General features: G+C 38.6%; 24 protein-coding genes and 1 riboswitch. Of the genes, 19 read left to right on the top strand and 5 right to left on the bottom strand.

Features of this window, described 5'->3' with window-relative positions; all coding sequences use genetic code 11:
- Positions 1–5: 5 nt before the first annotated feature.
- The 3 genes from spoVAEA to lysA all read left to right on the top strand — a co-directional run bounded on the left by spoVAEA (position 6) and on the right by lysA (position 3,504).
- Entirely contained in the window at positions 6–572 is a 567-nt protein-coding gene (gene spoVAEA, locus ACFX4W_RS10430) for a stage V sporulation protein SpoVABEA (protein WP_043976326.1), read from the top strand.
- Entirely contained in the window at positions 565–2,046 is a 1,482-nt protein-coding gene (locus tag ACFX4W_RS10425) for a spore germination protein (protein ID WP_043976329.1), read from the top strand. The genes spoVAEA and ACFX4W_RS10425 overlap by 8 nt, the downstream gene beginning before the upstream one ends.
- A 138-nt stretch (positions 2,047–2,184) precedes the next feature.
- Positions 2,185–3,504, top strand: a complete 1,320-nt coding sequence (gene lysA, locus ACFX4W_RS10420; RefSeq protein ID WP_377559369.1) for a diaminopimelate decarboxylase — start codon at positions 2,185–2,187, stop codon at positions 3,502–3,504.
- Between the two features lie 50 nt (positions 3,505–3,554).
- Here the strand turns inward: lysA and ACFX4W_RS10415 are convergent, their stop codons facing one another.
- Entirely contained in the window at positions 3,555–4,430 is an 876-nt protein-coding gene (locus ACFX4W_RS10415) for a DUF1002 domain-containing protein (RefSeq protein ID WP_013059065.1), read from the bottom strand.
- Positions 4,431–4,818: 388 nt separating this feature from the next.
- On the opposite strand from ACFX4W_RS10415, the gene ACFX4W_RS10410 reads away from it, so the two are divergent.
- Entirely contained in the window at positions 4,819–5,253 is a 435-nt protein-coding gene (locus ACFX4W_RS10410; protein WP_013059064.1) for a peptidylprolyl isomerase, read from the top strand.
- Positions 5,254–5,497: 244 nt separating this feature from the next.
- Complete coding sequence (locus ACFX4W_RS10405; RefSeq protein WP_013059063.1) at positions 5,498–5,851, top strand: GNAT family N-acetyltransferase; 354 nt, start codon at positions 5,498–5,500, stop codon at positions 5,849–5,851.
- 74 nt (positions 5,852–5,925) lie between these two features.
- Here ACFX4W_RS10405 and ACFX4W_RS10400 read toward each other — a convergent pair whose 3' ends face one another.
- Complete coding sequence (locus ACFX4W_RS10400) at positions 5,926–6,447, bottom strand: DUF309 domain-containing protein (protein ID WP_043976333.1); 522 nt, start codon at positions 6,445–6,447, stop codon at positions 5,926–5,928.
- 132 nt (positions 6,448–6,579) lie between these two features.
- Positions 6,580–6,678: a YjcZ family sporulation protein gene (locus tag ACFX4W_RS10395; RefSeq protein ID WP_170836726.1), complete on the bottom strand. Its 99-nt coding sequence runs from the start codon at positions 6,676–6,678 to the stop codon at positions 6,580–6,582.
- Between the two features lie 198 nt (positions 6,679–6,876).
- On the opposite strand from ACFX4W_RS10395, the gene ACFX4W_RS10390 reads away from it, so the two are divergent.
- The 12 genes from ACFX4W_RS10390 (at position 6,877) to ACFX4W_RS10335 (ending at position 18,643) form a co-directional block, all read left to right on the top strand.
- The gene (locus ACFX4W_RS10390; RefSeq protein WP_080781556.1) at positions 6,877–7,632 is read left to right on the top strand and encodes a segregation/condensation protein A; all 756 of its coding nucleotides are present in this window, start codon (positions 6,877–6,879) and stop codon (positions 7,630–7,632) included.
- Positions 7,629–8,201, top strand: coding sequence for an SMC-Scp complex subunit ScpB (scpB, locus tag ACFX4W_RS10385; RefSeq protein WP_013084925.1), 573 nt, complete (start codon positions 7,629–7,631; stop codon positions 8,199–8,201). Before ACFX4W_RS10390 ends, scpB begins: the two co-directional genes overlap by 4 nt.
- Before the next feature lie 118 nt (positions 8,202–8,319).
- On the top strand, positions 8,320–9,468 hold the full coding sequence (locus ACFX4W_RS10380) for a D-alanyl-D-alanine carboxypeptidase family protein (protein ID WP_043976335.1): 1,149 nt from the start codon (positions 8,320–8,322) through the stop codon (positions 9,466–9,468).
- Positions 9,461–10,060 carry a nucleoside recognition domain-containing protein gene (locus ACFX4W_RS10375; protein ID WP_043976337.1) on the top strand — a complete coding sequence of 200 codons (600 nt, stop codon included), beginning with the start codon at positions 9,461–9,463 and terminating at the stop codon, positions 10,058–10,060. Before ACFX4W_RS10380 ends, ACFX4W_RS10375 begins: the two co-directional genes overlap by 8 nt.
- Entirely contained in the window at positions 10,057–10,590 is a 534-nt protein-coding gene (locus tag ACFX4W_RS10370) for a spore maturation protein (protein ID WP_013084923.1), read from the top strand. Before ACFX4W_RS10375 ends, ACFX4W_RS10370 begins: the two co-directional genes overlap by 4 nt.
- 86 nt (positions 10,591–10,676) lie before the next feature.
- Positions 10,677–11,402: a pseudouridine synthase gene (locus ACFX4W_RS10365; RefSeq protein WP_013059055.1), complete on the top strand. Its 726-nt coding sequence runs from the start codon at positions 10,677–10,679 to the stop codon at positions 11,400–11,402.
- A 197-nt stretch (positions 11,403–11,599) separates the two neighbouring features.
- Entirely contained in the window at positions 11,600–12,121 is a 522-nt protein-coding gene (gene resA, locus ACFX4W_RS10360) for a thiol-disulfide oxidoreductase ResA (protein ID WP_013059054.1), read from the top strand.
- 12 nt (positions 12,122–12,133) lie between these two features.
- On the top strand, positions 12,134–13,756 hold the full coding sequence (gene resB, locus ACFX4W_RS10355; RefSeq protein ID WP_043976340.1) for a cytochrome c biogenesis protein ResB: 1,623 nt from the start codon (positions 12,134–12,136) through the stop codon (positions 13,754–13,756).
- A gap of 11 nt (positions 13,757–13,767) precedes the next feature.
- Entirely contained in the window at positions 13,768–14,946 is a 1,179-nt protein-coding gene (gene ccsB, locus ACFX4W_RS10350; protein ID WP_025750430.1) for a c-type cytochrome biogenesis protein CcsB, read from the top strand.
- Positions 14,947–15,295: 349 nt separating this feature from the next.
- A complete protein-coding gene (locus tag ACFX4W_RS10345) occupies positions 15,296–16,012 on the top strand; it encodes a response regulator transcription factor (RefSeq protein WP_043976342.1) in 717 nt (238 codons plus the stop codon).
- On the top strand, positions 16,012–17,784 hold the full coding sequence (locus ACFX4W_RS10340) for an ATP-binding protein (RefSeq protein ID WP_013084918.1): 1,773 nt from the start codon (positions 16,012–16,014) through the stop codon (positions 17,782–17,784). The genes ACFX4W_RS10345 and ACFX4W_RS10340 overlap by 1 nt, the downstream gene beginning before the upstream one ends.
- A 169-nt stretch (positions 17,785–17,953) precedes the next feature.
- The gene (locus ACFX4W_RS10335; protein ID WP_043976344.1) at positions 17,954–18,643 is read left to right on the top strand and encodes a peptidoglycan DD-metalloendopeptidase family protein; all 690 of its coding nucleotides are present in this window, start codon (positions 17,954–17,956) and stop codon (positions 18,641–18,643) included.
- A 31-nt stretch (positions 18,644–18,674) separates the two neighbouring features.
- Here ACFX4W_RS10335 and serA read toward each other — a convergent pair whose 3' ends face one another.
- Complete coding sequence (serA, locus tag ACFX4W_RS10330; protein ID WP_043976346.1) at positions 18,675–20,249, bottom strand: phosphoglycerate dehydrogenase; 1,575 nt, start codon at positions 20,247–20,249, stop codon at positions 18,675–18,677.
- Positions 20,250–20,547: 298 nt separating this feature from the next.
- Positions 20,548–20,690, top strand: a riboswitch (FMN riboswitch).
- Between the two features lie 154 nt (positions 20,691–20,844).
- Here serA and ACFX4W_RS10325 point away from each other — a divergent pair.
- Positions 20,845–21,420, top strand: coding sequence for an ECF transporter S component (locus ACFX4W_RS10325; RefSeq protein ID WP_043976348.1), 576 nt, complete (start codon positions 20,845–20,847; stop codon positions 21,418–21,420).
- A gap of 78 nt (positions 21,421–21,498) precedes the next feature.
- On the opposite strand, the gene ACFX4W_RS10320 is transcribed toward ACFX4W_RS10325, so the two are convergent.
- On the bottom strand, positions 21,499–21,747 hold the full coding sequence (locus ACFX4W_RS10320; protein WP_013059046.1) for a ferredoxin: 249 nt from the start codon (positions 21,745–21,747) through the stop codon (positions 21,499–21,501).
- 257 nt (positions 21,748–22,004) lie between these two features.
- On the opposite strand from ACFX4W_RS10320, the gene ACFX4W_RS10315 reads away from it, so the two are divergent.
- Positions 22,005–23,054, top strand: a complete 1,050-nt coding sequence (locus ACFX4W_RS10315; protein ID WP_043976350.1) for a YpbB family protein — start codon at positions 22,005–22,007, stop codon at positions 23,052–23,054.
- The last annotated feature ends 13 nt before the right edge of the window (positions 23,055–23,067 follow it).

Raw genomic sequence — 23,067 nt, 5'->3', positions numbered from 1 at the left:
AGATTATGGAAAAAAGAAGGGTCATTATTGTAACTGATGGGGATGAATATGCACGCAAAGCAATTGAGCATGTAGCTAAAGCGGTTGGTGGCAGATGCATTTCCAGGTCATATGGAAACCCTACTACGTTAACAGGTAGTCAAACGGTAGATTTAATTCTTCAAGCACCATATGACCCTGTCTTTGTAATGTTTGACGATAGCGGTTTCTTAGAGGAAGGACCTGGGGAAATTGCTTTGCTTCATGTAGCAAAGCATCCTCAAGTAGAAGTTCTTGGAGTGATCGCTGTCGCGTCACGTACTCATCAAAGCGAATGGACAAGAGTGGATGTAACCATTGATCGTTTTGGAGAAATATCGCATTACGGCGTGGATAAAAGCGGAATTCAAGAGTTAGAAGTCGGACGAATTAATGGAGATACAGTTTACTGCTTGGATCAGCTCGATATTCCCTTAGTCGTAGGAATAGGGGATATCGGCAAAATGGCTAGGATGGATGATGTTAAACTGGGATGTCCTATTACAGAAAAAGCAGCAAGACTTATTTTAGAAAGGAGCGGTTCGTTTGGATAAGCTAGCAGAGCAGAAAACAGCTATTTTTTCGAAAGTACAAAAAAACGATCAGTGGTTCAAAGAAAACGCTAGTATGAATACAAGCTTCGATGTGGGCGTGCGTAAACTACTTATTCTGGATCGAGAAGTTCATGTTTACTATGTAACAGGACTGTGCGATAGTTCATTTATTATTGAAATTACAAAAGTGCTCGTTCAAATTAATGATAATGAAGTTGAACGAGCAAAGCTAAAGGATATTGTTGAAAACCGTCTTATTCATCAGCAAGTCAAGCCTTTAAAGACGCTGGATGATGGAATGGTGTCGGTTTTATCAGGACTGCTATTCGTTTTAATTGACGGTGAAGAAGTTGGCTTTGAAGTCGATGTGCGTACATATCCTGGCAGATCCCCTGAAGAAGCGGATACAGAGAAAGTGATTCGCGGAGCACGAGATGGATACACTGAAAACATCATTATCAATACAGCGTTAACAAGAAGACGAATTCGTGACGGAAGATTTCGTTTTGAAATTATGAAGGTAGGCGAACGATCAAAACTGGACGTAGCGATTGGGTACATAAATGGCGTAGCTGATCCAGGGCTGGTTAAACTGATAAAAGATGAACTGGAAGCAATTGATATAGATGGTTTGCCGATGGCTGACAAATCAATTGAAGAGTTTTTAGTCAAACAAGGAATTAATCCTTTTCCAATGGTACGCTATACAGAACGTCCGGACACAGCAGCAGCTCATGTACTAGAAGGGCATGTGATCATTATTACCGATACGTCTCCAAGCGTTATTATTACGCCAACTACGCTGTTTCATCACGTGCAGCATGCAGAAGAATACAGGCAGGCTCCTTCTGTCGGTACGTTTATCCGCTGGATACGGTTTTTAGGAATTCTTGCTTCTCTTTTCTTATTACCGCTATGGCTGTTATTTGTACTTGAGCCAGACTTGCTGCCGTCAAAATTGCAGTTTATTGGACCAAACGAAGCAACAAATATTCCAACTGTTGTTCAAATTTTCCTAGCTGATTTTGGGATTGAATTTCTGAGGATGGCGGCCATTCATACGCCGACGCCGCTCGCCACGGCGATGGGCTTGATTGCCGCTGCGCTTATTGGGCAAATTGCTATTGATGTAGGTCTCTTTGTTCCGGAGGTTATTTTGTATGTGGCTATTGCAGCAATTGGTTCATTCGCAACGCCAAGCTATGAGTTAGCAGTAGCAAATAAAATGCTGCGATTGTTTCTGTTAATTTTTGTGGCGGCCTTTCATACTCCAGGGTTTCTTATTGCAACAACGTGTATCATTCTCTATATGGCGCGATTAAAATCATTGAATACGCCTTATTTGTGGCCGTTTCTTCCATTCAACCCGCAGGCTTTATGGCAGATTATTATTCGTACACCGGTTCCTGGAGCAAATCCGCGTCCTAGTATTGTACATCCGCAGGACAAAGACCGCCAGCCTGCAAAACCTTAAACAAAATATGTGGTTGAAACCTGTATGAAGATGTGATAGATTTGTTTTAAATATGGAAAATAATAAATATTTAGACAGTTAGCAGCGAATTGCCGTTAACTGTCTTTTTTACACTATACACAGGAACGGGGTCTAAACATGTTTTTACACGGAACAAGTCGCATAAATAAACAGGGTCATCTTGAAATTGGTGGAGTTGATACGGTTGAATTAGCATCAAATTTTGGGACGCCCCTTTACGTATATGACGTGGCTTTAATTCGGCAGCGTGCTAGAGGGTTTAAAGAAACATTTGAAAAGTATGGGATAAAAGCACAGGTCGCTTATGCAAGCAAAGCTTTTTCTACAATTGCCATGGTCCAAGTCGTTCATGAAGAAGGTCTTTCGTTAGACGTTGTTTCGGGAGGAGAACTGTATACGGCTTTAGCAGCTGACTTTCCGAAAGAACGGATTCATTTTCATGGAAACAATAAAAGCCGAGCAGAACTAGAAATGGCCATCAAAGAAGATGTAGGATGCATTGTAGTTGATAATTTTTATGAAATTGCATTGCTTCAGGAAATAACGGAACAGTATCAAAAAAAGATGCCTGTTCTTCTCAGATTAACACCCGGAATTGAAGCTCATACACATGATTATATCTTGACAGGGCAGGAAGACTCGAAGTTCGGGTTTGATCTTCAAAACGGTCAAGCAGACGAAGCTGTGCGTCTTGTGCAAGATAGCAAGGGGCTAGAACTTTTAGGTATTCACTGTCATATAGGATCTCAAATTTTTGAAACAACCGGATTTATTATGGCGACTCAAAAGCTTTTTGCAAAAATGAAAGAGTGGAAACAACGTATAGAATTTGTTCCGCAAGTATTAAATTTAGGCGGCGGCTTTGGCATTCGTTATACGGAAGAAGATCAGCCTATTCCTGTTTCGCAGTATGTGGAAGTTATTATAGAAGAGGTCAAAAAGCAGTCTAAACAGTTAGAGGTAGAAATCCCTGAAATTTGGATTGAGCCTGGCCGCTCTCTTGTAGGAGATGCTGGAACGACTCTGTATTCAATTGGTTCTCGTAAGCATGTACCTAATGTACGTGAATATGTAGCCATTGATGGAGGAATGAACGACAATATCCGTCCTGCGCTGTATCAAGCGAAATATGAAGCGGTCATTGCCAATCGAATGAATGATGAGAGTGATGAGCTTGTATCTATTGCGGGTAAGTGCTGCGAATCGGGGGATATGCTGATGTGGGATGTACACCTTCCAAAAGCAAACCCAGATGATTTATTAGCGATGTTTTGTACAGGGGCATACGGTTATTCTATGGCAAGTCACTATAACCGGTTGCCAAAGCCAGCTGTCGTGTTCGTGGAAGATGGAGAAGCACAGCTAGTCGTAAAACGCGAAACGTATGAAGACATTGTAAAAAATGACGTGAAATACAAGGTGACGGTAAAAAAGTAACGAGTGATTAACGTAAAAAAAAGAGCCTCTTGTTCAAGAGGCTCTTTTTTTTATGAGAATAACGATTTAATAGCATTAATAATATCAACAAAGAATTGCTTTAATTTATCAAGAAATGATTGGCCTTCTTCTGACTGAAGAAATGTTGTTACTTTTTCCTTTGTCGCGGAAAGTTGGTCTTTTACTTGATTCCAATCGATGTTCATATCTTTTAAACGATTGAAAAAATCAACAAGTGTATTAAGCTCTGAATCTGTTAATTTAATACCTAAATCATCAGCCACTCGCTGAATTAACGTGCGTAAATCGTCCTTTGTTTGAGGATTTTCTTTGGCAATTTCTTCTTTAATCGTTGCCATAAACTGCGCTGCTTTTTCTTTACCGATTTTTTCACCAAGCTCAGATGTCTGGACCATCTCTTCATTGGCTGCTTTTTTTACTTCTTCTGGGATTTTTTGATCTGTTTGAACTTCATATGCTTTCATAATACCTGTTAAAGCAGCTGTACCAGATACTTCAAATGGAGCGGTAATCTGGATTTTTGCATCTTTAACGCCGGCGGTCATCAAAGCATTAATATACATGTCGTCTGTAATACCATTAATATTTTGAGTTGATACGCTTAAACCTGAATCTTTTGAACCAAGGGTAATACTAGAAGATGAAATAGCACGAGATCCAATAGTAGCCTTTGGAATAAAGTCACCTAAATATTCATGCTCTTCTTGGTTTGTCACGGTTACTGTTTGAGCATTGCTTGGTGCATCAAGGTCATTTAATACCTGCTGCTTCTGAGAGCTGGTTAAGTCCTGACCTAATGTAATAATAACATCGCCCGGAGCAGCATCTGCAAAACTTTTTAAGGGTGCGGTTAGGAATAGAAGAAGACCTAATGTCACCATCATTGCTTTTATCGTTAATTTCAAACCTTTTTCCTCCTTTAATCCCATACTTGCCCTATTATAATACGGGCAGGTCTGAAGTAACAGAGTCAATTCATCATTTTCCCATAAATCAGTCTAGAGGCGTAGATTTCTATATGAAATGAAATCTATGTATCTCTGTCACTGTATTAGACGGATGATACTATAAAAAGTTTCATCTCACAACTACTATTTTTTATTTAGATCCCTACGAGAAGAAAGTGAAGAAGTGCATTCATTGAATTCATGAGCTTGTTTGTAGTAGAATAGAGTGAGTTTATAAATGTAAGTGTTCTACTCTAGGTGGCACTTACAACTTTTACGTTTTGCCGCTTTGATAGGAAAAACAGAGCCTATAGCGGTACTAATACATATATTGGAGGTCATTTATATGAAAAAAGCAAGTATTCTAATGGAAAATGGCGAAAAAATTCTAATCGATTTATTTCCTAACGAAGCACCAGGAACAGTAGAAAACTTTGAAAAGTTAGCTAATGAAGGATTCTACAACGGCGTAACGTTCCACCGCGTTATCCCTGGATTTGTTTCTCAAGGAGGAGACCCAACTGGTACAGGTGCTGGCGGCCCTGGCTACTCAATTAAATGTGAAACAGAAGGAAACCCTCACAAACATGAAGCGGGTTCTCTATCAATGGCACATGCTGGTAAAGACACAGGCGGCAGTCAGTTCTTTCTTGTTCATGAGCCACAGCCTCATTTGAACGGTGTTCACACTGTATTTGGAAAAGTAACAGAAGGACTTGATACAGTGTTAAAAATGAAAAATGGCGACGTAATGAAAGAAGTAAAAGTCTGGGAAGAATAAGAGCATACTGCTATAAATGGATATTAGCTGATAAAACGTCATAACAACCTTTTACAGGGGGTTACGGCGTTTTTTCTTCGCGCAACAGCTCAAAAAGCGTAATAGATTAGGTTTCTCATACACGCATGACATAGGACAAGCTTTTGTGTAATATTGCTATTTACTTATAAATTTTGTATGATAAAAGCAGTAAAAAACGCAGCGCATTAATTTGTAGGAAAGTTTGAGGACGAGGGAGAATCGTATGCTTATTCGCTATAAACGAAACTATGAAAAAATTGCCATGGGTCTTCTATCGTTTGTACCTACGGAAAAAGATTTAAAAAAACTTCAACAAACGATGAAAGAATATGAGCAAAACGAACATTGGCAGCTGTATCTTTGGAAGCAAGAAGAAGATATTATTGGGATTGTTGGCATTTCCATGCTCGATAAAAGTTTGATTGAGGTTCAACACGTCAGTGTAAACCCTTCACACCGCCAACAGGGCATTGGCAAAAAAATGATTAAAGCTCTTAAAGAAATGTATACGACTGCACAAATTAAGCCGAGTGAAATCATCGCTCCGTTTTATGAAAAGTGTCAGGCGGATGAATAAAAAAAGCATGATTAGGTAAGGTGTGAAAGCTTCTTTCACATCTTAGTCATCATAAAACAACAGGTAGCTAGAAGCTACCTGTTGTTTTGTTTTGCCAATAAGTTCGCTTGTCTTTCCGCAATCACATCTGACCGATCTCGCGTGCTGTGACGATGAACAATCGCATCATTTTGCAGATTAGAAGCTGATAACCAGACAAGCTGTTTATCAGTGCTTCTTTGTTTGCAAGCTCGTAATAATGCTGGATCTTCAATGGGCAAGTTAATACTTTTATATGGCTGATAGGTATCGATTAAAGCTAATTGTTTGCGAAGAAGTTTAAGCAGTGAAGGATAATTAAGTCCAAGCTGTGCAATATTTTCTTCTTCCTTCGTTAAAATTGCCAGCGCCTTTTGCATCGTTCTTTTGGCTCCAGCGAAATTTTGGCGTCGATGATGATAGAGTGAAACAGCAATTTGAATAAGGCCAACCCAAATAATATTGCGGTGTCCTCTTTGGTCTTTTTTCCAGTGTTCTTCTAGCAGTTCATGACATTCAAAGTAATCCCGGTCGCCATGAAAATGAACTAAATAATCAATATAGGCTTGTGAATACAATCTTGTTCCCTCCTGGTAAGGCTCTATATGTAGTGTATCACAAAAATTAGCTATTCATCAGCGCGGTGCCTTTAAAGAGACAAACGTGCTCAAGGTATGGCGAACACGTTTGTTTTTATTCAATATGTGTGGTTAGAAGCGTAAGCAAGAACAACCAACAATAATTAATAAAATAAACAGTACAACAATTAAAGCGAAACCGCTACCGTATCCACAAGATTTTTCACCCATGCGAGTTCCTCCTTCAGCCATTTCAAAATCTTATTACCTTGACATCATATGTATGTTTAAACTTTTTGTATGGGCAAATGACCTATTTTTACGTTAATTTGTATTGGACATGTGTCTATAATCCTCTATACTAATGATAGTAACGTTATATAAAGCAGCAGAAATGATAAGCAATTGAAAAGTGTTGGTGAGATAAAAGTGGAGTATAGTGTAAAAGTAGATGCGTTTGAAGGACCTTTAGATCTTCTTCTGCATTTGATTAACCGATTTGAAATTGATATTTACGATATCCCAGTAGCGACAATTACTGAGCAATATATGATGTTTATACATACAATGAATGAGCTTCAGCTAGACGTTGCCAGTGAATATCTAGTCATGGCAGCAACTTTGCTTCAAATTAAAAGTAAAATGCTTCTGCCTACGTATGAAGAAGATATGGATGAAATTGAAATGGTCGATGAAGAAGATCCGCGTGAAGAATTGATGCAGCGCTTAATTGAATATCGAAAGTTTAAAGAAGCGGCTGTAGAGCTTCAAAAGCTGGAAGAAGACCAAAGTCATGTGTATACAAAACCTCCAAGTAATGTGCAAATAAATGCAGAAGAACGTACGCAGCCTCAGGATGAAGGATTGGATATATCACTGTATGATATGCTAAGTGCTTTTCAAAAGTTGATGAAACGAAAGCAAAATAAAAAGCCTATGCAGACAAAAATAGCAAGGCAAGACATTCCAATTGACAAGCGCATGAGTGAAATTGTGAATGAATTAAAAGTCTTTAAAGGGAAAAAAAGTTTTTATCAGCTGTTTCCTTATCAAGAGCGTGATCATATTGTTGTAACGTTTTTAGCTGTGCTGGAATTAATGAAAGAAAATGAAATCGTTGTGGAACAGCAGCACAATCTAGACGAGCTTTATGTATCGTATCGAGAAAGGAATGAAGAGGAATGACAACGAATAATCTACAGGCTATTATTGAGAGCTTACTTTTTGTTTCTGGTGATGAAGGTCTATCCATTAGCCGGTTAGCTGAGATTATAGAAAAGCCTCATGAAGACATTCAAGGTGCTTTGGAGAGCTTAGAGCAAGAGTGTAAGTTCAGAGGAGTTACACTTGTTGAAATAGGAGGGGCCTATCAGCTTGTCACAAAAAAAGACTATGCACCATATATTGAGAAGCTCGTAGAAGCTCCCGCTAATCAATCATTATCACAAGCAGCGCTTGAAACGTTAGCTATTGTAGCGTATAAGCAGCCAATTACAAGAGCTGAAATCGAAGAGATTCGCGGAGTGAAAACGGAAAGACCTCTTCAAACTTTAATTGGAAAAGTTTTATTAAAGGAAGTGGGACGAGCGGAAGGCGCAGGGCGGGCCATCTTATACGGAACGACAAAAGAATTTTTAGGCTATTTTGGCCTTAAAAGTATCGAAGAGCTGCCGCCGCTTCCAGAAGATTTATTACAAGAAGGAACCGATCAAGAAGCAGACTTGTTTTTTCAATCGTTTCAAGAAATGAAGTGAAAATGTAAAAGAACATAGAGTTTTTTCTATGTTCTTTTTTGTATGGACAAATCTTTTCATTCATAACCAAAAAAGACGAGCATAAACTTGTACAAACAGGTAGAGGGACGGGGATGACATGAAAAGAAGCAAAAAAAGTATCATCTATCTATTTATTGTATTGCTATGTCTCAGCGGTTGGCCTTCCATATCATCTGCAGCAGGGAGCGTAAGTGCTCATAGTGCTATTTTGATGGAACAGAAATCAGGGAGAGTGTTATATGCTAAAAATGCAGATCAAGTTAGCCGAATTGCTAGCATTACAAAAATTATGACAGCAATACTGGCGATTGAATCTGGCAAAATAAATAAAACAGTTACCGTGAGCCACAGCGCAGTTGGTGTTGAAGGTTCTTCTGTGTATTTAGTTGAAGGTGAAAAAATAAAATTAAAAGATTTAGTATATGGCTTGATGCTTCGTTCAGGTAATGATGCTGCTGTAGCTATCGCAGAAGCCGTTGGAGGAAGCGAAGATGGATTTGTTTATTTGATGAATAAAAAAGCAGAAGAAATTGGCATGACAAATACAACATTTCAAAATCCGCATGGGTTAGACGACCATGAAAATCATCGCTCAACCGCGCACGATATGGCTCTGCTCATGCGCTATGCAATGAATAATAAAATTTTCAAAGAGATTTCAGGAACAAAAGTCTATCGAATGAAGCATCCTGAAGAGAAATGGGATCGAGTGTGGAAAAACAAAAATAAACTGCTGACAACACTATATGCATACTGTACTGGCGGAAAAACAGGGTATACAAAATTAGCAAAACGAACGCTTGTGACAACTGCTACAAAAGATGGAATGGATTTAATCGCCGTAACGATCAATGCCCCAGATGATTGGAACGATCACATTTCCATGTATGAAAATGCATTTGATAAATATGATATGACCAGTTTAGCTGCAAAAGGCGAGTTGGCAGATATAAAGGATTCTTTTTATAAAGATCAGCTGTATATTAAACGAAATGTCGTCTATCCGCTCACAAAGAAAGAGCAAAGCTCTGTAGAAGTAAAAACAACGTTAATTCAGCCTAAAAAGCAGTGGAAAGAAACAGGGGAAGTTCCAAATGTGGTAGGAAAGCTCGATATTTATAGAAGTGGAGAGACGATTGACAGTGTTCCAATTTATTTCGAAAAGCAGTCCGAGCAGCAAAAAGGTTTTTTTGATAAAGTGAAGCGATTAATGTTTATTCAGTCTGGAGCCAAAACAGATGGTTAATGTTATTTGGATGCTGCTGACCATTATCGGAATTGTTTTTGCGATTATAAATGGAAAAATTGGTGATGTAAACAAAGCAATTTTTCAAGGAGCAGGCGAAGCAGTGACCATCAGCATTGGGTTAATCAGCGTGCTGGTCTTTTGGTTAGGGATGATGAATATTGCTCAAAGTGCAGGGCTTCTCGACAAGTTAGCGAAACTGTTTCGACCCATCATTACAAGACTTTTCCCTGATGTTCCAAAAGATCATCCGGCCTTAGGGTACATATTGTCCAATATGATGGCGAATATGTTTGGGCTCGGGAATGCGGCAACTCCTCTTGGCATTAAAGCGATGGAGCAGCTTAAAAAGCTAAACGGCGATAGAGACGAAGCAAGCCGTTCTATGATCACACTTTTAGCACTTAACACAACCAGTTTAACACTTATACCAACCACAGTTATTGCCATTCGGATTACGTATAACTCGGCTAATCCTACTGAAATTGTCGGTACCACGCTTTTAGCAACTGTTGTAGCTACGATAGGAGCTATCATCATTGATCGCTTCTTTTATTATCGACGTACACGAAAAGGAGGAAAACGAAAATGACTATGCTTAATCAAGTATCATTGATGTTTATTCCTCTTATTGTAGGATGCATTTTACTTTATGGAACCTATAAAAAAATTCCTACGTATGAAAAGTTTGTAGAGGGAGGGAAAGACGGATTACAAATTGCTTTTTCCATCATTCCTTACTTAGTCGGCATGTTAGTGAGCATCTCTATTTTTCGAGCTTCAGGAGCGCTTGATTTTTTCTTATCTGTTTTAAAACCTATGCTGCAAGCAGTCGGCGTTCCGGCTGAAATTGTACCTTTAGCTCTTATCAAACCGATATCTGGAACGGCTGCTCTTGGTATCACGACGGATCTAATTTCTACATACGGACCTGATTCTTTTATCGGTCGTTTGGCATCGACCATGCAGGGAAGTACAGATACCACATTTTATATTTTAACGGTTTATTTCGGAGCGGTTGGCATTAAAAAAATGGGAGATGCGCTGAAGGTTGGTTTACTGGCAGATTTGGTAGGAATTATTGCCTCAGTTGTCATTGTAATCCTTGTGTTTGGCCGGTAAGAAATCGAAAATTCTACCTCTGAGTGGCAAATACACTTGTGTATTACTTCGTAAACAAGTAAGATGTTACAAGAGGTGAAGTGTTAATGGAACGATTACAAAAAGTGATTGCTCACGCAGGTGTAGCATCAAGACGTAAAGCTGAAGAATTAATCGGCCAAGGCCGAGTGAAAGTAAATGGAAAAGTTGTAAGAGAATTGGGCACGAAAGTAGGTCCTAACGATAAAATTGAAGTAGACGAAGTGCCTGTAGAAAGCGAAGCGCCCGTTTATTTTATGTTATACAAACCAAGAGGCGTAATTTCAGCTGCTAACGACGACAAGGGAAGAAAAACAGTCGTTGACTTCTTTCCACATGTAGAAGAAAGAATTTATCCAATTGGACGTCTAGACTATGATACGTCGGGTTTACTTCTTTTAACAAACGACGGTGAATTTGCTAATCAGCTAATGCACCCTAAATTTGAAGTGGACAAAGTGTATGTAGCTAAAATTAAAGGAATTCCAAGTCGTGAAAAAATCAGACAGCTGCAGCGCGGTGTGATGCTAGAGGACGGAAAAACAGCACCAGCTCGTGCAAAAGTTCTTTCTATTGATAAAAGTAAGCAGACGGCGATTGTGGAATTGACGATTCATGAAGGGAAAAATCGTCAAGTACGTCGCATGTTCGATGCAATTGGGCATTCTGTCTTAAAATTAAAACGTGAACGCTACGGACCTTTAGATTTACGCGGATTAAATGCAGGAGAAGCTCGTGAGCTTACAGCGCATGAAGTCAAACAATTATATTCAATGTCTCAAACAGGTAAGTAATTTTCACTTACCTGTTTTTTTTATGAAAAATGTCGTGAATTAGAAAAACAAGCAAGGTTTTTCGAAAAAATGTCGAACTTGTAGAATGAGAGGAAGACTTCACAGAAACGTCGAAATATTATTGGAAAGCCACTACCACAAAAATGATATAATGGTAGAAAAAAGCGTATTGAAAGCGGTTAAAAGGAGTTCGTGCCATGAAAAAAAAGCGCTTGATTATTCGAACAGTTATATTGGCAGTTTTGCTGTGCGCGGTTGGATATACCCTTTATGCTCAATTTTTTGCTGATAAACAAAAGGTATCAGTAGGAGATAAGGCACCTGACTTTATATTAAGAGATGTTAATGGAGAAACTCATCAGCTATCAGATTACAAAGGCAAAGGAGTTTTTTTGAATTTTTGGGGAACATGGTGCAAGCCCTGTAAACAAGAGATGCCGGCTATGGAAAAGCAGTATGCATCATATAAAAAGCAAGGTGTCGAAATTCTAGCTGTTAACGTTGCAGAAACGAATATAGCAGTAGAGCAATTTGCTAAACAGTATGAGCTATCTTTTCCGATTTTGATGGATAAAGATTCACAAGTGTTGGGTGCATACGGAATAGATCCTCTGCCGACTACATTTTTAATTGATAAAAACGGAAAGATTGTAGACAGTTTTATTGGGGGATTGGAAGAATCTAAAATAAAAGAATATATGGAAGAAATTAAACCATAGGGAGTGTTGACAATGAAACACGTAAAATGTGAATGTGGACACGTTAACCCGCATGGTACGATTTTGTGTGAAGCCTGTGGTAAGCCGATTGCAGAAGAAACAACTGATAAATTAGTAGATATGCGTTATGAAGGAAGCGCAAGGCGATCGCAAACGTACAATAAAACAGTTATCGATAAAATATGGAACTTTTTCTCTTCTGTAAAAGTAGGTATTTGGATCATTATTGTGACGCTTGTTGCGTCTGCAGTCGGAACCATTTATCCTCAAGAAGCTTACATACCTCCTAATGTGACAGCAGATGAGTATTACCAAAAGGAATATGGATGGACAGGAGAGCTTTATTATAAGTTAGGTTTTCATCATCTCTACGAATCGTGGTGGTACTTGCTTTTAATTGCTGCTTTAGGAATGTCGTTAGTCATTTGCAGTTTAGATCGAGTAGTGCCTTTGTACCGAGCTCTAAAAAGGCAGAGTGTAACAAAACATCCAAACTTCTTAAAAAGACAGCGTTTATATAGCACTTCATCATCGTGGACCGATCAAGATTATGAACATGTAAAAAGTATGCTGAAAAAAAGAAGATACTCTATTCGTGAAGAAAACGGCAATCTGCTGGCTGAAAAAGGACGCTTCTCAAGATGGGGTCCATACGTTAATCATATCGGTCTCATTATCTTTTTACTAGGTGCTATGCTTAGGTTTGTACCAGGTATGTATATAGATGAAGTTCTTTGGATCCGTGAAGGTGAAACAAAAGTTATTCCCGGGACGAACGGAGAGTATTTTTTGAAAAACCATCGTTTTACTGTTGAAACGTATGATAAAGATAGCGAAAGCGCCGTGTTTCAAGAAGCAATTGATCGTGCAGGGAATAATAAAGTGGCCAAAAAATATGAAGCGGATGTTAGTTTGTATAAGCGCGAAGGAAAGCTTATACCGGGAGCAGATCCAAAATTAAAGAAAATAAAAGATTCAGAGATTCGTGTGAATCAGCCGCTTAAGTTTGAAGGATATGCCATGTACCAAGTGGACTTCAAGTTAAATGAGTTTAGCTCTATGTCTTTCCATTTAACAGATAAAAATGCAAATAGAAACGTTGGTTCACTTACAGTAGATTTACATAATCCAAAAGAAACATATGATTTAAAAAACGGATATAAAGTCAAGCTCATGAGTTACTTTCCAGACTTTTTCTTTGATGATGAAGGAAATCCAAATACAAAGACCAGAGTGCCTAACAATCCCGCTTTTGTATTTAAAATGATTACCCCTCAGCATAAAAAAGGGGAAGTTGCTTTTGTTGGAATTAGAGAGAACTTGGAGCCGCTAGGAAATAACGATTATAAAATGACCTTTGCTGGTGTGGAAACGAAAAATGTAACGGGATTAACCGTTCGCAGAGACTATACGCTTTGGTTTTTAGGAATTGGCGGAGCCATCTTTATGATTGGTGTGGTTCAAGGGATGTATTGGAATCATCGCCGCATGTGGATTCAAAAAGTCAATAATGAGATATGGTTGGCCGCACATACAAATAAAAACTGGTATGGGCTAAAAAAAGAACTAAATGGTTTATTAGAATCAACATCCCTTACACAGCTGAAGGACCAAAATGATAAAGAAACAAAATAGGAGGAAAAAGCATGGATTACGCGAGTATAAGTAGTAATTTACTGTATGTGGCGTTTATTGCTTATTTAGTTGCAACCTTTTTTTTCGGAGGAGCTATTCGAGATAAGCGAGCAGCTCAAAAGAAAACAAAGTGGGCAACGTTTGGAATTGCGGTTACCATCATCGGCTTTATTGCACAGATTGGCTACTTTATTACAAGGTGGATTGCATCAGGCCACGCTCCTGTTAGTAATTTATTTGAATTTACGACGTTTTTTGGCATGATGCTTGTTGGCGCATTTATTGTTATTTACTTTATTTATCGTCTTAGCATGCTTGGATTGTTTGCATTGCCGGTGGCTCTTTTGATCATTGCTTATGCAAGCATGTTTCCAACTGAAATTACGCCGCTGATACCGGCTCTTCAAACGAATTGGCTGCATATTCACGTTACAACCGCAGCTACGGGTGAAGCCGTGCTTTCCATTAGCTTTGTTGCAGGATTGATTTATTTAATCAAAACGATTGACCAATCCAAGCGAAATAAAAAAGCATTTTGGCTGGAATTCATCCTGTATACGCTTATTAGTACGCTTGGGTTTGTAGCGGTGACGCTGGCTTTTAATGCGGCTCACTACGAGTCATCATTTAATTGGATTAATAAAAGTGGAGAACAGGAGCAAGTCGTATATCATATGGTTCCGCTAGTGGGGCCGCATCAAAGTGAGTGGACAGCCGGGAACGATATACAGCCGCTTATTGATATGCCCGCTATTATCAATGCTAAAAAATTAAATACGGTTATTTGGTCGTTAGGCGGCGGCTTTGTCTTATATTGGCTGATTCGTTTCATTTTACGGAAGCGAATTGGAGCCGCGCTGCAGCCGCTTGTGAAGCAGGTAAACAGCGACTTGCTTGATGAAGTAAGCTACAGAGCAGTGGCAATTGGGTTTCCTATTTTTACACTAGGAGCACTTATTTTTGCTATGATTTGGGCTCAGATGGCCTGGACGCGCTTTTGGGGGTGGGACCCTAAAGAGGTGTGGGCGCTGATCACATTTTTATTTTACGCTGCTTTTCTTCATCTTCGGCTGTCTAAAGGGTGGCACGGTGAAAAATCAGCTTGGCTTGCAGTTGGCGGATTTGCCATCATTATGTTCAACTTAGTGGCTGTGAACCTAATTATTGCAGGTTTACATTCATATGCGTAACCTTTAAAAATAGAATAGAGGCTGAAACAAAGATATTTTAGTTGAAGGAAGATCCGAACGAATGAGATTCTTGATGGAGAATCTCATTCGTTCGGCTTTTTTCATTGAGATGGTGAACGCAAGTTTCGTGTATGTAGGTGCTTATAGCCGTGGAACAAGCGATCCCTACTAGCTTCTTTATTTTATTTATTCAGCTGTAGATTGCATGGATTTCGTTGCGTCTCAGCCTCTTTTTGGTAAAAAAAGCTGTTTTTCGTAAAGGTGTTCACGAATTGTCACATTGTTTGGGTATCATAAGTAGAACTCGCCGGTTTTTTTTTGTACACTAAGACTAGGAGGTTGAAAATACATGCAAAACGAACAAAGGTTACTGCTAGTAGACGATGAAGATCGCATTAGACGATTGTTAAAAATGTACTTAGAAAAAGAAGGATACATCATTGAAGAAGCAGCCGATGGGCATGAAGCAATCGAAAAAGCGTTACACATAGATTATGATTTGATTGTATTAGATTTAATGATGCCCGGCATAGATGGTATTGAGGTTTGTAAACAAATTCGGGAGAAAAAAGCAACTCCTATTATCATGCTTACAGCTAAAGGGGAAGAAGTAAACAGAGTCCAAGGGTTTGAAGTAGGTACAGATGATTATATCGTTAAGCCGTTTAGCCCAAGAGAAGTGGTTCTTCGCGTAAAAGCACTGCTTCGACGTTCTTCTCAAGCAACGTTTATTCAACCAGAAACGAGCGTGAAAAATCTTATTGTCTTTGATCACTTAACGATTGATAATGATGCACATCGCGTTACAGCAGAGGGAAAAGAAGTTAACTTAACTCCAAAAGAATATGAATTATTATGCTATCTCGCAAAAACGCCAGATAAAGTATATGACAGAGAGCAGCTGCTGCGTGAAGTATGGCATTATGATTTCTTTGGAGATCTTCGTACGGTAGATACGCACGTCAAGCGTTTGCGTGAAAAGTTAAATCGTGTATCGTCCCAAGCGGCGAAAATGATTGTAACCGTATGGGGAGTAGGGTATAAATTTGAGGTTGAAAATAACTGATGTTTTGGAGAAGTGTAGTTGGTAAACTATGGTTTACTATCCTATTGCTCGTCACGCTTGTTTTATTTATTTTGACTATTTTATTGCTTCAGTTTTTTGAAAATTATCATGTTGTAGATGCAGAAAACCGTTTAACTAAAACGGCTGCTAAAATCTCTACCATTGTGCAGGAAACGGACGATGAAAAACTAGGACTATCCATTGCTCGTGAACTTGCAGACCAAGCAAGTGTAGTTATTGTTCAAGACAAAGATTTTTATTGGCATTCCACACATCCTGATAAAGAAAATAAGAAAGCTATTTCGGCCATTGTTAAACAAAACGATCAGCTAAATCAAGTGGTTGAAAAAGGTAAAGTAATACGGGAAAAAATGTACATGACCACAAAGAAAGACACGAGTGATGAACCTTTAATGTTTGTTGTCGGTGTACCTTTAATGAAAGATAACAAACCGACAGGCGGCGTTTATTTGTATCAATCTCTTTCTGAAATTGAAGAACCCGCTCAATATACGACTAAGTTCATTTTATTGGCTGCAGGTATTGCTATTATTTTAACTACTATCTTTGCTTTTTTCTTATCCACTCGAATTACAGCGCCTCTTAGAAAAATGAGGCAGGCGGCATTTGAAGTAACAAAAGGCAACTTTGATACAAAAGTACCTATTTTAACTCACGATGAAATTGGAGAGTTAGCGATTGCTTTTAATCAAATGGGCAGGCAGTTAAAGTTTAACCTCAATGCGCTTAATCAGGAAAAAGAGCAGCTTTCAAGTATTTTAAGCAGTATGGCAGACGGTGTTATTACGTTTAGTAGAGACGGATCGATTTTAATTACCAATCCCCCAGCTGAGCATTTTCTTCAGACTTGGTATTACGAGCAGGATGTCAACAATCAGCAGGTGCCTGAGCTTCCAGCAAACGTTGTCCATTTGTTTCAAACGGTAGTAGAGACTGAAACGGAGCGAAGTGCAGAATTGAAAATTCAAGGGAAAACGTGGGTCATTTTAATGTCACCGCTCTATAATCAAACGAAAATTCGAGGTGCTGTAGCCGTACTACGGGATATGTCTGAAGAGCGTAAACTTGATAAATCGAGAAAAGATTTTATTGCAAACGTGTCTCATGAATTGCGTACACCTATTTCTATGCTTCAAGGTTATAGTGAAGCTATTATTGACGATATTGCAAGTACGGATGAAGAAAAGAAAGAAATTGCACAGGTGATTTATGATGAATCACTCCGTATGGGCCGGCTTGTAAATGAACTTTTAGATTTGGCGCGAATGGAAGCGGGACATGTGCAGCTTCACTTAGAATCTGTAGCAATGGTTGAATTTACAGAACGTGTTTTGCGTAAGTTTCAAGGGTTAGCTAAAGAAAAACATATTAAATTGTCTCTTAATGGAAAAGTAGAAGATGAATTTGAAGCGATGATTGATTCAGACCGTATGGAACAAGTGTTGACAAACTTAATTGATAATGCTATTCGTCATACGGATGACTACGGAGAAGTAAAGCTGCATCTTGATAAAAGTCAATCCGAAATCCATCTTTCTGTTCAAGATACAGGAGCAGGCATTCCGAAAGAAGATCTTCCATTTGTATTTGAACGATTTTATAAAGCGGATAAAGCCAGAACGAGAGGGAAGTCAGGAACTGGTCTTGGGCTTGCAATCGCCAAAAATATCGTGGAGGCACATCAAGGGATCATTGCGGTTGAAAGTGAATTAAATGAAGGAACAACTTTCTTTATCAAACTGCCAAAGTAAACACATGCTAAATAACAGTTTGTTCGGCTGAAATAATAAGAATAACAAAGAGATGTGATTCAGTGGAGAATCACATCTCTTTATTTTTTCTATAAACAAGTCTAAAAGAGAAGGAATTGGCATATAGTATGTTTTGTGTGCAATGATCTACATAGGAGGTTCTTTCTTCATGATTGACGTGTTAAGAAGAATATTGGTTGTATTAGTAATGGGATTGTGTATAGGTCTTTTATTTTTGGGCGGGCAAATGGTAAAAGCAGAAGAGAAGCAGTGGGAGTGGCCGGTTGAAGGAGTCTTAACTGATATATTTGGTTCACGTCACGCCAAACACTTTGGAATTGATATAGCAGCACCTGTTGGTACACAGGTGTATGCTGTTGCAAAAGGAGTGGTGAGCCGCTCTTATTATTCAAATACATATGGACAGGTTGTTTTTATCAAACAAACAAATGGATATGAAACGGTTTATGCTCATCTAGAGGAACGTTTTGTTGCAGAAGGAAATCGTGTAGCTGCTGGTCAAAACATTGGACGAGTTGGCAATACAGGGCGCTCTTCAGGTGCGCATTTGCATTTTGAAGTTCATCAAGGAAGTTGGAATCCGGATAAAACCAATGCAGTAAACCCACTTGCCAAATTGGACAAGCAAAAACTATCGGCATACGTAAAAAGCGATTTAGCTGCCACGGTTTTTCAGCAGTTACATCAGACTTCTGATAACTGTATTCTTATCCATCAAGGAGATACATTATCTGAGCTCGCAGTCAAATATGAAGTAGATATGGATCAGCTAAGAAAGTGGAATCATTTAGAAAATACGATGTTAAATGCAGGACAAGTGTTAAAAATAAGTCCATAAAAAAGAGCCGCTCAGGCTCTTTTTTTCAATGTCACAATTCAATACGCTGTATGGTCACAATTTCGCTTGTTTGTTTTAACGAAGAGATGACAGAATCATCTAAAAGTTTATCAAACGTAAGCATCATAATGGCTTCTCCGCCTTTTTGCTTACGGCCCACTTGCATGGTAGCAATGTTAATACGTAAATCTCCAAGTACTTTCCCTACATTTCCAATAACTCCGGGCTGATCACTGTGACGGATATAAAGAAGATGTCCTTCCGGATAAAAATCAATATCAAACGAATCAATATTAACAATTCGAGGTCCATACCCTGCTATATAGGTGCCCGTAATGGTAAATGTACGCTGTTCGCCTGTTACGGTAACGTCAATCATATTGGAATATCCTTGCGTATCTTCCGATGTTTTTTCACCAAATGTAATTCCCCGTTCTTTGGCAATCATAGAAGCATTGACTTCGTTAACAGGTGAGTCGATACGATGAGTCAAAAAGCCTGATAATAAGCTCCGTGTAATATAAGTGGTTTCCAAATCCGTCACTGTACCTCCGTAGGAGATAGAGATATGCTGAACAGGTTCTCGCATGCATTGAGATAAAATAGCTCCTATTTGTTTAGTAAGGCTCGTAAACGGCTGAATTTTTTCAAAAACTTCTTTAGAAAGCGTCGGTAAATTAATGGATGAGCTTACAGGATTACCTTCTAGAAAACGCAAAACGTCATGTGCCACGTCTTCAGCAACGTTAAGCTGGGCTTCTTTTGTAGAAGCTCCTAAATGGGGGGTTGTAATAACTTGATCAAAATGTAACAAAGGGTTATCAATCGGCGGCTCAACTTCAAATACGTCAATAGCTGCACCTTGAACATGGCCAATTTCTAAATAATGAACTAAGGCTTTTTCATCAATGATCCCGCCGCGTGCGCAGTTTAATAAAAACACGCCCTTCTTTGTTTTGGCTAACGTGTCATGATTGAGCAATCCCTTTGTTTCTTTGGTAAGCGGAGTGTGCACCGTAATAACATCCGCTGCTGCTAGTAATTCATCCAGGGATAATAGTTCTACGCCTAGCTTTTCAGCTCGGGAAGAGGTTAAAAAAGGATCGTAAACGTGCACGCTCATATTGAAGGCTTTTGCGCGTTTGGCAAGCTCTGAGCCAATTCGTCCAAATCCGATAATGCCCAGGTGTTTGCGGTTAAGCTCTGTTCCAACAAATGCTGAGCGGTTCCATTCGCGCGCTTTGACTGAAGCATTTCCTTGGGGAATATGCCGAAACAAGCTAGCCATCATAGCAAATGTATGTTCCGCCGTTGAAATGGTATTTCCGTTCGGCGCGTTAATAACGACAACCCCTCGTTTGGTTGAGGCTTCAATATCAATATTATCGACACCTACTCCAGCGCGAGCAACAATTTTTAAATTCGGCATTTTTGCCAGCAAATCCTCTGTAACCGTCGTAGCACTCCGTACTAAAAGCGCATCGTACGTATGCAAATCATTCTCAACTTCTTCAACTTTTTTTCGCGTAAGATTCACATGAGGAGCTTCAAGTAGTGGAGCAAGACCTTCATTGCTAATTGAATCAGCTACTAATACATTATACATGACGTGAACATCTCCCTTGGATTTTACTATCATCAAATATTTGATAATTTACCATGTTAAAAAAATTCTGTCAATTATATTTTTCAAACTTTACGATTAGTTATCAAATACACAATTATAAACGTAAAATTGAAACTATAAATATGTCATAATGCTGTTGGTTATGCACTTATTTCCTTATTTTACATATAAAACAGTAATGAAGTTCATAAAATACATCAATTTAATAGGAATTAAAAAACTTCTTTATTTACTTTTAATTCGAGATAACATATAATAAATTCATAATTAAATATTGGTCTATCTTCGGGGCAGGGTGAAATTCCCGACCGGCGGTAAAAAACAAATTGTTTTGAGCCCGCGAGCTTATATGTAATACATACGAGCAGATTTGGTGAAATTCCAAAGCCGACAGTACAGTCTGGATGGGAGAAGGTGGAGGTTCAGCGTTCAAAACTTAATGTGATGAACGTTTATTAAATATGCCTGCCATGTCTCCTCTCAACGAATCATTTGTTGGGAGGTTTTTGCGTGGGGATATAAAGTTGAACCTTTCTTCTTTGAAGAGTGGATCACAAAGAAGGAGAGAGGCAAGATGCAACAAAGTAAGAAAACTCAAAAGCTGGTCATACTAGGAATGTTAAGTAGTATTGCATATATTTTAATGATGATTAATTTTCCAATTCCTGGATTACCTCCGTTTTTAACAATTGATTTTAGCGAAATTCCTGCACTCGTAGCAGCACTTGTATTTGGACCGATGGCTGCTGTTATAGTAGAAGGAATAAAAAATTTATTGAATTATTTAATTCAAGGAAGTGCTACAGGGGTTCCAGTTGGTCAAGTGGCTAACTTTGTGGCTGGTTTACTGTTCATTCTTCCTGTATCATACATGTTCAACCGATTTAAAACGGCTAAAGGCGTAACGATAGGTTTGGTTACGGGTACGGTGGTAATGACGGTACTCATGGCTGTCTTAAATTATTATGTCTTCTTACCAGCGTATACAATCTTCTTGCAATCGCCAGAAATGTCTAGTGAACAAGCACGTCAATATATCGTTGCAGGTATTTTGCCGTTTAACTTAATAAAAGGAGCAGCAACAGGGGTTATCTTTGTCTTATTGTTTTCAAAAATGAAGCAATGGATCACGCGTCGCATTGCTGTTTAATTCAATCGCTCTCCCGGGGAGAGCGATTTTTATATATAAAAAAACCTGCAGCATGTACACTACAGGTTTGCTCAATACTTATTCGAATTTATTAGCATCGCCTTCGAATTTTTCATCCGCTACGCGAATTGAATCCGTAGGGCAGCCTTCCATTGCATCCATCATATCATCTTCTAGATCTTCTGGAATTTCTACTACACCTTGGTTATCATCTAGTGTTACGAATGCAATACCTTCATCATCATAATCATAAATGTCTGGTGCTGCTGCTCCGCAAGCGCCGCATGCGATGCAAGTATCTTTATCAACAATTGTATATTTTGGCATAACAAGACCTCCTGTAAAGTGTTCGAAAATTTCTCATTATATAATCTCTTCGCGAATCAAGAGTGAAATTTCTCCTTATTCATTGTAAAATGATTTATAAAACTTTTCAATAGAAAAGTCACTGAGAATGCTTATCAAATCAAGGTTTCTTCACTTACCCAAACGTTTTAATACATAAAGGAAAGAGCTAAAAAGCCTTTATCTCACATGCTATTGGTCACTTTTGGTACAATGAATGAGAAAGGAAGTTGACACCTTTGAATTATATTCAAGTTAGCATTTTATTTTGTATAAAACAGTTAAAAGGTGAGCGAACCGCCTATGGTATTTATCATTTATTAACAGGTAAAAAGTCAGCTCAAACGATTCAAGACGGAAAAATTTTTGGAATTTCGTTTCTTTTTCAGTCATTTGTTTACTTAGATAAACGGTCTTTTGAAACCTGCGTTGCATATTTAAAAGAACAGCAGTATATTGAAGAAACTGAAAATCAAAAGTATGTGATGACAGATAAGGGACAAGCACGCCTTGAAGATGAACTGACGGCTCGACCCTTTCATCCAGCTTTAGACGGATGGAAATTCGCAAGCAGTACTCAATTATTTTTAGCAAGAATCACTTTGTTCATTCAGACCTTATCAAACCTACAGTATTTTCAAAAAGGGTTTTTACCCATTTCCAAAAATGCTGAGGTCATTCAATGGGTCAAAACGTATATTATGTCTCAAAAGCAAACGCGTCAAGAGTTAGCCGCCGAGCTATTCGAAGAGCTCCGAACGTGCTTGAAAGGCTGCACGGAACGGGACGCGTCTCTTTTTGTTTTGCAGCTGACTGGATACCAAAGAGTAGGCTTTACAAAAAATCAGTTAGCATATCAATATGAACTCGATGAGCATTATGTTCATATTCAACTTTTAGGGGTTATTCACCATATCATTGAAAAAGTAAGTAAAAATAATGAAAGCTTTCATGTACTGTCTTCTTTTTTACGTGATCTATATTTAGAATTGCCTTTGACAAGCTCGACGTTAAAAACGTATAGCTGGCTTCAAAAAGGCAAGACGCTTGAAGAAATTGCTTATATAAGGCGTTTAAAAGAAAGTACAATTGAAGACCATATTGCAGAATTAGCTCTGTTTGTTCCATCTTTTTCAATCGATGCATACGTATCGCCTAAGCAGCAGGAAAAAATTATCTCAGCCTTTGAAGGTTTGCGTACAAATAAATTAAAGATGATAAAAGAAGAAGTAAAAGACGACGTTACCTATTTTCAGATTCGTCTCGTATTAGCAAAACATTTTACCTGATACTAAAAAAAGT

Source organism: Priestia sp. YIM B13489 (assembly GCF_042787645.1).
Classification (GTDB): Bacteria; Bacillota; Bacilli; order Bacillales; family Bacillaceae_H; genus Priestia; species Priestia megaterium.
The sequence above is the reverse complement of the archived record's forward strand: the minus strand, read 5'-3'. Positions and strand labels throughout refer to the sequence as shown.